Origin of the sequence: Clostridium gallinarum (genome assembly GCF_014836325.1) — a bacterium.
Taxonomy (GTDB): Bacteria; Bacillota; Clostridia; order Clostridiales; family Clostridiaceae; genus Clostridium; species Clostridium gallinarum.
In genome coordinates this window covers 18,103-31,096 of the sequence record NZ_JACSQZ010000040.1, presented here as the reverse complement: position 1 = coordinate 31,096, position 12,994 = coordinate 18,103, and the positions used below count along the sequence as shown (strand labels likewise).

General features: G+C 29.2%; 10 protein-coding genes. All 10 read left to right on the top strand.

Annotation, left to right across the window (positions count from 1 at the left end):
• A partial coding sequence (locus tag H9660_RS11060) for an AI-2E family transporter (protein WP_191750438.1) occupies positions 1 to 768 on the top strand: 768 nt, incomplete at its 5' end.
• 17 nt (positions 769 to 785) lie between these two features.
• The gene (dxr, locus tag H9660_RS11055) at positions 786 to 1,946 is read left to right on the top strand and encodes a 1-deoxy-D-xylulose-5-phosphate reductoisomerase (protein ID WP_191750437.1); all 1,161 of its coding nucleotides are present in this window, start codon (positions 786 to 788) and stop codon (positions 1,944 to 1,946) included.
• 12 nt (positions 1,947 to 1,958) lie between these two features.
• Positions 1,959 to 2,978 carry a site-2 protease family protein gene (locus tag H9660_RS11050; RefSeq protein ID WP_191750436.1) on the top strand — a complete coding sequence of 340 codons (1,020 nt, stop codon included), beginning with the start codon at positions 1,959 to 1,961 and terminating at the stop codon, positions 2,976 to 2,978.
• Positions 2,979 to 2,991: 13 nt separating this feature from the next.
• Positions 2,992 to 4,041 (top strand): flavodoxin-dependent (E)-4-hydroxy-3-methylbut-2-enyl-diphosphate synthase, encoded by a 1,050-nt coding sequence (ispG, locus tag H9660_RS11045; RefSeq protein WP_191750435.1) that lies wholly within the window; start codon positions 2,992 to 2,994, stop codon positions 4,039 to 4,041.
• Between the two features lie 116 nt (positions 4,042 to 4,157).
• Positions 4,158 to 8,492: a PolC-type DNA polymerase III gene (locus H9660_RS11040; RefSeq protein WP_191750434.1), complete on the top strand. Its 4,335-nt coding sequence runs from the start codon at positions 4,158 to 4,160 to the stop codon at positions 8,490 to 8,492.
• A gap of 259 nt (positions 8,493 to 8,751) precedes the next feature.
• A complete protein-coding gene (gene rimP, locus H9660_RS11035) occupies positions 8,752 to 9,216 on the top strand; it encodes a ribosome maturation factor RimP (protein WP_191750433.1) in 465 nt (154 codons plus the stop codon).
• A 16-nt stretch (positions 9,217 to 9,232) separates the two neighbouring features.
• Positions 9,233 to 10,336 carry a transcription termination factor NusA gene (gene nusA, locus H9660_RS11030; protein ID WP_191750432.1) on the top strand — a complete coding sequence of 368 codons (1,104 nt, stop codon included), beginning with the start codon at positions 9,233 to 9,235 and terminating at the stop codon, positions 10,334 to 10,336.
• A gap of 12 nt (positions 10,337 to 10,348) precedes the next feature.
• The gene (gene rnpM, locus H9660_RS11025; RefSeq protein ID WP_191750431.1) at positions 10,349 to 10,612 is read left to right on the top strand and encodes an RNase P modulator RnpM; all 264 of its coding nucleotides are present in this window, start codon (positions 10,349 to 10,351) and stop codon (positions 10,610 to 10,612) included.
• Positions 10,605 to 10,919, top strand: coding sequence for a ribosomal L7Ae/L30e/S12e/Gadd45 family protein (locus tag H9660_RS11020; protein ID WP_191750430.1), 315 nt, complete (start codon positions 10,605 to 10,607; stop codon positions 10,917 to 10,919). The genes rnpM and H9660_RS11020 overlap by 8 nt, the downstream gene beginning before the upstream one ends.
• Positions 10,920 to 10,934: 15 nt before the next feature.
• Positions 10,935 to 12,980 carry a translation initiation factor IF-2 gene (gene infB, locus H9660_RS11015; RefSeq protein ID WP_191750429.1) on the top strand — a complete coding sequence of 682 codons (2,046 nt, stop codon included), beginning with the start codon at positions 10,935 to 10,937 and terminating at the stop codon, positions 12,978 to 12,980.
• The last annotated feature ends 14 nt before the right edge of the window (positions 12,981 to 12,994 follow it).

Sequence of the window (12,994 nt, the reverse complement as noted above, 5' to 3'; positions counted from 1 at the left end):
ATATTAACTATACTATTAATTAATATAAGTTTATTTGTTATAATATATTATTTTGGGAATAGATTAGTTGAGATTTTTTATAAATTTTATAAAAATAATACAATAGAGTTTAATAATTTGGCTAATAGTATTAAGATTTTTTTAAATTTAGATGTTGATAAATCTATACAAAATATAATTAAATATGTAAATGGTAATATGATAATGCAAGGAGCTATTATAACTAGTGAAAGTGTTATTTCTTATTTACTAGCTAATATTATAAATTATTTTATATTAGTAGATAAAAATAAATTTTATAGATTATTTAGTTGTTTATTTTCTGAAAAGTTTCTTGAAAGTTTTTTTAGGAAAATTGAAAATTTAAAAGATGTTTTAAAGATAGAAGCTAAATTAATATTTTTAAGTGCATCCATAATAACTGTAGGATTTAAAGTGCTAAAAATAAATAATAGTTTGTTTTTAGGAATATTATGTTCTATTTTAGATATATTACCTTTTGTAGGAACAACAATTGTTTTTATACCAATAATAATATACAATATTATAATAAAGAGGTACATATTAGTTATAGGATTAGTATTACTATATATTTTAGAGAGATTTACCAGAGAAATCTTAGAAGCTAAATTTTTAAGTAGTAAACTTGAAATTCATCCTTTAGCAGTAATATTATCTATTTATATAGGGGTAAATATGTTTGGATTTATTGGTGTTATAACAGGTCCAATTTATAGTATAATAGCAAAAGATATAATTTATAATTAACTTAGTAGGAGGAAAAAATGAAAAATATTTCGATTTTAGGAGCTACAGGCTCAATAGGAACTCAAACTTTAGATGTAATAAGAAATTCTAATAACGAAATAAATTTAGTTGGAATAAGTGCTAATTCGTCAGTGAGTAAAATTATAGAAATAATTAATGAATTTAAGCCTAAATATGTTGCTATGATGGAAAGAGAAAGTGCAGAGGTTATAAAAAATTATTGTACAGAAAACAATTTTAATATAGAAGTTTATTCAGGCATTGAAGGATTAGAAAAAATAGCTTCATTAGATGAAATAGAAATGGTAGTAACTTCTGTAGTTGGCATGATAGGATTAAAACCTACATTAAAAGCTATAGAGGCTGGTAAGGATATTGCTCTTGCAAATAAAGAAACTTTAGTAGTAGCAGGAGAGCTTGTTATGAAAAAGGCTAAAGAGCATGGAGTAGAAATTTTACCAGTAGATTCAGAACATAGTGCTATATTTCAATCTTTAAATGGATATACTGAGAAGGATGTTAGTAAAATTATATTAACAGCTTCAGGGGGCCCTTTTAGAGGTAAAGATGTTGAATATTTAAAAAATGTTACTGTTGACGATGCTTTAAAGCATCCAAAATGGAATATGGGTCAAAAAATATCTATAGATTCAGCTACTCTTATGAATAAAGGATTAGAGGTTATAGAAGCACATTTTTTATTTAATTGTCCATATGAAGATATTGAAGTTGTTGTTCACCCACAAAGTATAATGCATTCTATGGTTGAATATAATGATGCAAGTGTAATTGCACAATTAGGATCAACTGATATGAAACTGCCTATACAATACGCAATTAATAAAAAAGAGAGAAAAAATGCGGTAGCTAAAAGATTAAACTTTTATGAAATTGGAAATTTAACTTTTGAAAAACCTGATTTAGAAACTTTTAGATGCCTTAAGTTAGCTTATAAAGTTGGGATGGAAGGTGGGTTAGCACCTTGTATATTAAATGGAGCTAATGAAGAAGCAGTAGCTTTACTACTAGAAAGAAAAATTAAATTTTTAGATATACCCAAAATAATAGAAGAAGCTTTAGAAGTTTTTAAAGGAGAAAAAAATAAAGAAGTTAATTTAGAAAATGTAATTAACTTAGATAATGAGGTTAGAAAATATATAAGGGCAAGATGGAATTAGGAGGATTATGGAGTGTATATAATTTATGCGTTACTTGGATTTAGTTTACTTATAATAGTACATGAACTTGGACATTTTATAATGGCAAGAGTAAATGGTATAAGAGTTGAAGAGTTTTCTATAGGAATGGGACCTAAAATATTTTCAACGGAAGGAAAAGAAACTAAATATTCAATTGGTTTGTTTCCAATCGGTGGATATGTTAAAATGATGGGGGAAGAAGAAGAAGTTAAAGATGAAAGAAGTTTTTCTTCTAAGTCACCACTAAGGAGAATAAGTGTTGTTATAGCTGGTGCAGTAATGAATTTTTTACTTGCTATAATACTATTTACTGTTTTTCTAAATAAGTTTGGATATAACATTCCTAAGATAAATGGTTTAATAGAAAACATGCCTGCTATAGAATCTGGTCTAAAAGAAGGGGATGAGTTTCTAAAAATCAATGGCAGTAAGGTATATTCAGCAGATGATTTATCTATTGGAATTAGTCTTGCAAAGGATAAACCTATTAACTTCTTAATTAAAAGAGAAGGGGAGAAAAAAGAAGTTATTGTTACTCCTAAGTTAGTTGAGGAAAATGGAAGGGAAAGATACATGATAGGCTTTGAATTTCAAAGAATAAATAATCCAGGTATAGTTCAAAGTTTTAAACAAAGCTTCAAAGAAACAATAGCATTAGTGAATCAAACATATAAAAGTTTAAAAATGATGGTTAGTGGAGAAGTTAATTTTAAAACCGATGTTGGGGGACCTGTGTCTATTATTCGAATGTCAGGAGAAGCAGCAAAAAATGGTATATGGAATCTTATGTACTTTATAGCATTCTTAAGTATAAATTTAGCTGTATTTAATATGTTGCCATTTCCAGCACTAGATGGAGGATGGACAGTTATATTATTGATAGAGTTAATTACAAGAAGAAAAGTGCCAGAAAAAATAGTTGGTGCAGTAAATTATGTAGGAATTATGCTTCTTTTTGGACTTATGATACTAGTTACTATAAAGGATATATTATTCCCTATAAAGCTATAGGAGAGGAAATAAGATGGAAAGAAAAATTACAAGAAAAGTTAAGGTTGGAACTTGCTATGTAGGTGGAGATGCACCTGTATCTATTCAATCTATGACAAATACAGATACAAGAGATGTAGAAGCTACATTAAATCAAATTAATATATTATATAAAGCTGGATGTGAAATAATAAGGTGTGCGGTTCCAGATATGGAAGCAGCAAAAGCTTTAAAAGATATATGTGAAAAATCACCCATACCTGTTGTAGCAGATATACATTTTGATTATAAATTAGCATTAGCAGCTATTGAAAATGGAGTTTCTGCATTAAGAATTAATCCAGGAAATATAGGAAGTATTGAAAAAGTTAAAATTGTTGTAGAAGCAGCAAAAGCAAAAAATATTCCAATAAGAATAGGTGTTAATTCAGGATCTTTAGAAAAAGAAATTTTAGAAAGAGATGGAAGTCCTACAGCAAAAGGACTTGTAGAATCAGCATTAAAACATGTTAAAATTCTAGAAGAATTAGATTTCTATGATATAGTAATTTCTATAAAATCTTCAGATGTAACAATGATGATTGATGCTTATAGATTAATGAGTGAAAGCTGTAATTATCCTTTACATTTAGGAGTAACGGAATCAGGAACACCTTTTAGAGGAACTATTAAATCAAGCATTGGACTTGGAACCTTATTAGCAGAAGGTATAGGTGATACTATAAGAGTTTCTTTAACGAGTGACCCTATAGAGGAAATTAAAGTTGCTAAAGAAATATTAAAAGCTTTAAAATTAAGAAAAAGTGGACTTCAATTTATATCTTGTCCAACATGTGGTAGAACACAAATTAATTTAATTAAAATAGCTGAGGAAGTAGAAAAAAGATTAGAAAGTATAAATAAAAATATTAAGGTTGCTGTAATGGGATGTGCAGTAAATGGACCAGGAGAAGCCAGAGAAGCTGATATTGGAATCGCTGGTGGAAGAGGTGAAGGCTTAATATTTAAAAAAGGTGAAATAGTTAGAAAAGTAAAAGAAGAAGATTTAATTGAAGAATTAATGAAAGAAATAGAAAATATTTAGAGGAATTAATTGACAATGAATTATGAATAATTAAGGTGATATAATACTTAATAGTCATTTTACATTGTCAATTTTCCGTTTAAATAATGGTACTAAAGAAAGAAGGAGGTGTTTTATTGGGTGAAAATGCTTTAAAGCTTATAAAAAAAGAAATTAATAAATTTAATGATTTAGAGGATAAAGAACTTAATATAATAAAATTTCAATTCTTAAGAAAAAGTAATGTATTAAAAGTTGTAATAAGAGGTAAAGATTCATTAAATAATGAAGAAGAAGAAAATCTTAAGAAAGCTATAAAAAAAGCTTTAAATATAGATGTTAACATTGAGGTATTATTTTATAGAGATATTTCTAATTTAAGTATAAAAGAAATAGTAGAAAAGCATTGGGTAGAAGTAGTAGAAAATATTATTAAAAAGGTTCCTCTATCAAGATCTGTATTAACTAAGGGAATAAAAAAGGTTAATGAAAATAATATATATATTACTAGCGGGTATGAAAAAATAAATGAACATTTAAACACAAGAGGAATACCTAAGCAAATTGAACTTAATATAGAAAGTATATTTGGTATAAAAACAAAGGTAAAATTGGAATATGATAGTAGTTTGGAATCAGAAAGTAACTATGCTGAAAAAATAGAAGAAGAAAGAGAAGTTTTAAAAGAAATTTTCAATGGAAGAAATATTTCAAAGGAAGTTTCATCTAATAAAACAAATACAGAGGAAAAGAAAGAAGCTAAACCTAAGAAAAGTTATGAAAAACGTGAATTTAAAAGAGAACCTAAAAGTGAAAATAGTATTTTAGGAAGATCCATAAGTCAAGAAGCAATTTCTATTAATGAAATTGATGAGACATCTGGAGTTGTTGCTGTAATTGGAGAAGTATTTAAAACTGATATAGTAGAAACTAAGACAGGAAAAACTATACTTACATTTTTTATAACAGATTATACTAGTTCTATTACTGTAAAATGTTTTTTAAAGCCACAAGATACAGAAGAGGTTTTAGAAAATGTTAAGAAAGGGTTGTATTGTAAAGTAAGAGGAGAAGCAGTTTATGATACATATGCTAGAGAAGTTGTAATAATGGGTAGAGATATTCTAAGAATGAGCAAAATAGAAAGAATGGATGGTTCTGAGGAAAAAAGAATAGAACTTCATTGTCATACAACTATGAGTGCTATGGATGGTGTAACTTCTGTAAGTAAATTAATAGAAAGAGCAGCAAAATGGGGACATAAAGCTATAGCAATAACAGACCATGGGGTTGTTCAAGCATTTCCAGATGCTCAAATAGCAGCAAAGAAAAATAAAATTAAAGTTTTATATGGAGTAGAGGGGTATTTGGTTGATGATGGAGTACCAATTGCTATAAATGATAAAAATGAAGATTTCGATGATACATTTATAGTTTTTGATATAGAAACCACGGGTTTTTCAGCTAAAAATGATAAAATTATAGAAATTGGTGCTGTAAAAATAAAAAATAGGGAAGTTATAGAAACTTTTAGTGAGTTTATTTATCCTAAATGCAGAATTCCATATAAAATTACTGAACTTACAGGTATTACTGATGAAATGGTTGAAAATGCAGATCCTATTGAGGTTGTTTTACCTAAATTTATGGAGTTTATAGATGGAGCAGCAGTAGTAGCTCATAACGCAGCTTTTGATACAGGATTTATTAAGAAAAACTGCAAAGATTTAGGATTAGAGTTTACCTCTACTATAATAGATACTGTACCTATGGCAAGATTTTTATATCCAGATTTAAAAAGAGTTAAGTTAAATTTAGTAGCAAAGTATTTAGGAGTATCTCTTGAAAATCATCATAGAGCTGTAGATGATGCTAAAGCAACTGCAGAAATTTTTCTAATATCATTAAAAAAAATGATAGAAGAGTTAAATATAAATAGTGTAAAAGAATTAAATAATGAATTTCTTGAAAAAATGGATATAAAAAAAGAAAAAACTTTTCATGTAATTATTTTTGCTAAGAGTCAAGCGGGAATGAAAAGTTTATATAAACTAATATCAGAGTCTCATTTAGATAATTTTCATAAGCATCCGAGAACTAGAAAAAGTAGGCTTATGGAAATGAGAGAAGAGCTTATTATAGGCTCTGCATGTGAAGCTGGAGAAGTTTATAGAGCAGTATTAGATGGGAAATCAGATGAAGAGCTTAAAGAAATTATGAGTTTTTATGATTATTTAGAAATACAACCTATTGCTAATAATAATTATTTAATAGAAAAAGGAAATGTTAAGGATGAGGAAGAGCTAAGAGAGTTAAATAGAAAGATATATAAATTAGGAAAAGAATTAAATAAATTAGTTGTTGCTACAGGAGACGTTCATTTTTTAGATCCTCAAGATGAAGTGTTTAGAAGAATAATAATGGCTGGGCAAGGTTTTTCAGATTCTAATAATCAGCCTCCTTTATATTTAAAAACTACTGAAGAGATGTTAAGGGAGTTTTCATATTTAGGAGAAGAGGTTGCAAAGGAAGTTGTTGTAAAGAATCCTTCAATTATTGCAGATTCTATAGAAGTATTAAAACCAATACCAGATGAAACTTATCCTCCTAAAATAGAAGGTGCAGATGAAGAAATAAGAGAAATGACTATGAATAAAGCATATTCTATTTATGGAAATCCATTGCCTGAAATAGTTCAAACTAGATTAGATAAAGAATTAAATTCAATAATAAATAATGGATACGCTGTTTTATATCTTATAGCACAAAAATTAGTTGCAAAATCATTAGCAGATGGTTATCTTGTTGGTTCAAGAGGATCTGTTGGTTCCTCATTTGTTGCAACTATGTCAAACATAACAGAGGTTAATGGGCTCCCTCCTCATTATGTATGTCCTGATTGTAAAAATTCAGAATTCTTTTTAGATGGCTCTGTTAGTTCAGGAGCAGATTTAGAAGATAAAAACTGTCCAAAATGTGGAGCTGAATATATAAAAGAAGGGCATGATATACCGTTTGAAACCTTCTTAGGATTTGAGGGGGATAAGGAACCAGATATAGATCTTAACTTTTCAGGTGATAACCAAGGAGAAATACATAAGTATACAGAAGTTTTATTTGGTAAGGGATATGTATTTAAAGCAGGAACTATAGGAACTATAGCAGAAAAAACTGCATATGGATATGTAAGAAAATATTTAGATGAAAGAGGAATTAGAACATCTAGTGCAGAAGTAGAAAGACTTACTATAGGGTGTACTGGAATAAAGAGGACAACAGGACAACATCCAGGTGGAATTATGGTTGTTCCAAGTGATAATGAAATTTTTAATTTTACACCAATACAACGTCCAGCAGATGATCAAACCTCAGATGTAACAACAACACATTTTGACTATCACTCAATTTCAGGTAGACTTCTAAAACTTGATATACTTGGGCACGACGATCCTACTATGATTAGAATGTTACAAGACTTAACAGGAGTTGATCCTAAAACTATACCATTGAATGATAAGAAAGTAATTTCTTTGTTTACATCGCCAGAAGCTTTAGGAGTGACTAAAGAGGAATTAGGATGTGAAGTTGGAAGTTATGGACTTCCTGAATTTGGTACTAAATTTGTTAGAGGTATGCTTGTTGATACACAACCTAAGAGTTTTGCTGACTTAGTAAGAATTTCAGGACTTTCACATGGTACTGATGTATGGCTTAATAATGCACAGTATTTTATTAAAGAAGGATACACAACACTTAAGGATTGTATTTCAACTAGAGATGATATAATGGTTTATTTAATGTATGCTGGAGTACCACCAAAGATGGCATTTACCATTATGGAAAGTGTTAGAAAGGGAAAAGGTCTAACAGAGGATTTTGAAAAAGTAATGAGGGAAAACAATGTACCAGATTGGTATATAGAATCCTGTAAGAGAATTAAATACATGTTCCCTAAAGGGCATGCTGTAGCTTACGTAATGATGGCAGTTAGAATAGCTTATTTTAAGGTTTATTATCCAGAAGCTTATTATGCAACTTATTTTTCGGTTAGAGCTGATGATTTTGATGCAGATCTTATTTGCAAGGGAACAGGAGCTATAAAAGCAAAATTAGATGAACTTTACGAGCTTGGAAATAAAGTTACAGCAAAGGATAAGGGATTAATTACTGTTTTAGAGTTAGCCTATGAACTTTATGCAAGAGGACTTAAGTTTAAAAAAGTTGATTTATATATTTCTGAAGCTACTAAGTTTACAATTGAAGAGGATGGGATTAGACCTCCTATTAGTGCACTTCAAGGTGTAGGAGAAAATGCAGCTAAAAGTATAGTAGAAGTAAGAAAGCAAGGGGAATTTATATCAAAAGAGGACTTAAGAGTAAGAGCTAAAGTTTCAAAAACTGTAATTGAAACTTTAAGTAACCATGGTTGTCTTGATGGAATGTCTGAAACTAATCAATTATCTTTATTTTAAAGTGGTATAATAATCATATATACAGGGAATGTAATAAGTAGAGTACAAATAAGAAATTCATTACTTTCCCTTGTATTAATTAGCAAAATATGATAGAATAAGAAAAGAAGTGATTTACTAATAGCTAAGAATGTAGAGTGGGAGTGAAAATTACCCGCTCTTTCTATTTAATTGCAACTACATTAGTTGCTTTTTTTATAGAATATATAAATTAGTAACTTCGATTTAACAAAAAACTGAATATAGAAGGAGGTTAATTATGAAAATTGATGCATTAATAGAGAAAATTTATCAATTAGTAAGGCCTGTTGCAGATGAACTAAAGTATGAAATTTACCACATTGAGTATGTAAAAGAAAATGGAGAGTATTATTTAAGGATATATATTGATAAGGATGGTGGAATAACTTTAACAGATTGTGAAAAGTTATCGAGAAGAGTAAGTGACATAATGGATGAAGAAGATCCAATTTCAGAAGCTTATTTTCTAGAAGTATCATCTCCAGGTTTAAATAGAGGATTATTTACTGAAGAACATTATAAAAAACAAATTGGAAAAGAAGTACTTATTAGATTTGTAAAATCTTTTGAGGGTAGAAAAAATGTAAAAGGATTATTAAAGGAAGTAAACGAAGATGCAATAGTTATTGAAATAGAAGAAAATAACATGTTTACTGTTCCTAAAGATAAAATAAAATCAGCAAATTTAGAAGGGGAAATATAATAAGGAGGATATCAAAATGAACCAAGAGTTTATAGGTGCTCTTAAAGAAATTGTTAAGGATAAGGGGATTAGCGAAGATTTAATTTTCACTACTATAGAAGACGCTTTAGTTGCAGCTTATAAGAAAAATTACGCAAGTCCTACTACATCAGCACAAAATGTTAAGGTAAGCATAAATAGAGAAAATGGAGAAATACATGTATATGCACAAAAAGTAGTAGTTGAAGATGTATATGATTATGTAACAGAAATAAGCTTAGAGGAAGCTAAAGAAATAAGTCCAAGATACGATCTTGATGATATAGTAGATTTAGAAGTAACACCAAAGAATTTTGGAAGAGTTGCAGCACAACTTGCAAAAGGTGTAGTTACTCAAAGAATAAGAGAAGCAGAAAGAAATATAGTATATTCTGAGTATAAAGAATTAGAATATGATATTATAACTGGAACTGTTTTAAGAAAAGACAAGGGAAATGTTTTTGTAAATCTTGGTAGAATAGAAACGTCTATAGGTCCTAATGAACAAATTCCAGGAGAAGAATATAAATTCAATGAAAGAATAAAATTATATGTTGTAGAAGTTAAAAATGGTTCAAAGGGTGCACAAATATTAGTTTCAAGAACTCATCCAGGTTTAGTAAAAAGATTATTTGAATTAGAAGTTCCTGAAATTTATGAAGGTGTAGTTGAAATAAAAAGTATTTCAAGAGAAGCTGGATCTAGAAGTAAAATAGCAGTTTATTCAAATGATGAGAATGTAGATCCTATGGGCTCATGTGTTGGACCAAAAGGTACTAGAGTGCAAAATATAGTTAATGAGCTAAAAGGAGAAAAGATAGATATAATTAAATGGAGTAAGAATCCAGAAGAGTTTATCGCAGCTGCTTTAAGCCCAGCAAAAGTTTTAGAGGTTGAAGTTTTTGAAGATAGTAAATCTGCTAAGGTTGTAGTAGATGATAATCAATTATCTCTTGCTATAGGTAAAGAGGGTCAAAATGTTAGACTTGCAGCAAAACTAACTAATTGGAAAATTGATATTAAAAGTAAATCACAAGCAGAGGCATTAAAAAAAGAAGAATTAAAAGAAGAATCAGTTGATGAAATTGAAGTCTTAGAATAAGGGAGGCTTTTTATGAAAGTAAAGAAAATTCCTTTAAGAATGTGTACTGGATGCATGGAAATGAAGCCTAAAAAAGAACTTATAAGAGTTGTTAAAAGTCCAGAAGGAGAAGTTTCTGTTGACTTAACTGGCAAAAAGTCAGGTAGGGGTGCCTACATATGTAAGGAGAAAGAATGTTTAGAAAAAGCATTTAAAACAAAGAGACTTTCAAGAAATTTAGATGTAGCTATAAATGAAGAAATTTATAATAGATTAAGGGAAGAAATAAATGAATAAATTTTTTAATTTTCTAGGTTTAGCTAAAAGAGCAGGGAATGTTATTGAAGGGTATAGTAAATGTGATGAAGAAAGAAATAGAAGACCTATTTATTTATTCATAATTTCAAATGATGCTTCAAATAGTACTAAAAAGAAATTTAAAAACCATTGCTTATCAAAGAATATTAGCTTTATAGAAGATTTTTCAAAGGAAGAAATAGGTCTTTCTATAGGAAGAGAAGAAGTTAAAATATTAGCTATTACTGATGAAAATATGGCTAAAAAGCTTTATAACCTTTATGAAACACAAAATATTAAAAATTAACCGGGGGTGATTTTATTGTCAAAAATCAGAGTATATGAATTGGCAAAAGAACTTAAAATAAGTTCAAAAGAACTTATAGAATTATTAATGAATGAATTTAGCGTTGATGTAAAAAATCATATGAGCGTTATAGAAGATGAAGATGCAGAATTAATTAAAGAATTAATAGGCGAAACAGCAGATGGTGAAAATAAAACAATAGTAGATGAATATGAAGAAATTTTAGCAGAAGAAGTAAACAATCAAGCTAAAAAGAAAAAGAGAAAGAAAAATGAAGAAAACATCGAAACTGTTGGAGAAGGTGGATCTGGAGTAGTTGAAATTGGAGAAACTATAACTGTAAAAGAACTATCTGAAAAATTAGGAAAACCAACTGCAGATGTTATAAAAACTCTTATTTTCACAGGTGTTATGGCTGGAATAAATCAAGAAATAGATTTTGCAACGGCGGAAAAAGTTTGTGAAAAATATGAATGTTTAGTTGTTAAAAGAGAAGAAAAAGAAGAATTAGAAATAGTTGAAGAAGAAGAAGTAGTGGAAGAAAATTTAGTTAAGAGACCACCAATAGTTACTGTTATGGGTCACGTTGACCATGGTAAAACTTCACTTTTAGATGCTATAAGAAAAGCTAAGGTAACTGCAAGTGAAGCTGGTGGAATTACTCAACATATAGGAGCATACACTGTTAATTTAAATGGAGAAAAATTAACATTTTTAGATACTCCAGGACACGAAGCTTTTACAGCAATGAGAGCTAGAGGAGCTCAGGTTACAGACGTAGTTATATTAGTTGTTGCTGCAGATGATGGAATAATGCCTCAAACTAAAGAAGCTATAAGCCACTGTAAAGCTGCAGGAGTTCCTATGATAGTAGCTATAAATAAAATAGATAGACCTGGAGCTAATATAGATAGAGTAAAACAAGAATTGACAGAATATGAATTAGTTGCAGAAGACTGGGGTGGAGATACTATCTGTGTTCCTCTTTCAGCAAAAACTGGTGAAAATATAGAACAATTATTAGAAATGGTATTATTAACTGCTGAAATGGCTGAACTTAAGGCTGATCCAAAGAGAAAAGCTAAAGGAACAGTTATAGAAGCGAAACTTGATAAGGGTAGAGGTGCAGTTGCTACTTTACTTATTCAAAATGGAACATTAAATGTTGGTGATTCTATTTTAGTAGGATCTACTTATGGTAGAATAAGAGCAATGTTTGATGATAAGGGTAAATCAATTAAAAGTGCAGGACCTTCAATACCAGTAGAAATACTAGGTCTTTCAGAAGTTCCATCTGCAGGAGATAGATTTACAGTTGTAAAAGATGAAAAAACAGCAAGAAATATGGCTGAAACTAGAAAGCAAAAAATGAAAAATGAAAGCTTCCATTCAGCAAATAGAGTTTCTTTAGAAGATTTATATAGCCAAATTCAAGAAGGAACAGTTAAAGAACTTAGTATTATTGTAAAAGCTGATGTTCAAGGTTCAGTTCAAGCTATACAACAATCTTTAGAAAAATTATCAACTGAAGATGTAAAGGTAAGAGTAATTCATGGTGGAGTTGGTGCTATAACAGAAACAGATGTAACTCTTGCAACAGCATCAAATGCATTATTAATAGGATTTAATGTAAGACCAGATTCAAATGCTACAACAGCAGCAGATAGAGATGGTGTAGAAATTAAAACTTATAGAATAATATATGATGCAATAGAAGATGTTAAGTCAGCAATGATAGGTATGCTTGATCCTGAGTATAAGGAAGTTGTAAATGGTAAAGCAGAAGTTAGAATGGTTTATAAAATTTCTAATATAGGAACTATTGCTGGTTGTTATGTAACTGATGGTAAAATTTTAAGAAATTCAGAAGTTAGAGTTATTAGAGATGGAATAGTTATATTTGAATCTACTTTAGCATCATTAAAGAGATTTAAAGACGATGCTAAAGAAGTTAATACAGGATATGAATGTGGCTTAAGCGTTGAGAAGTTTAATGATATAAAAGAAGGCGACGTAATAGAATCCTTTAGTATGCAAGCAATTGAAAGAAAGCAGCTTTAAACAAAGAGGTGATT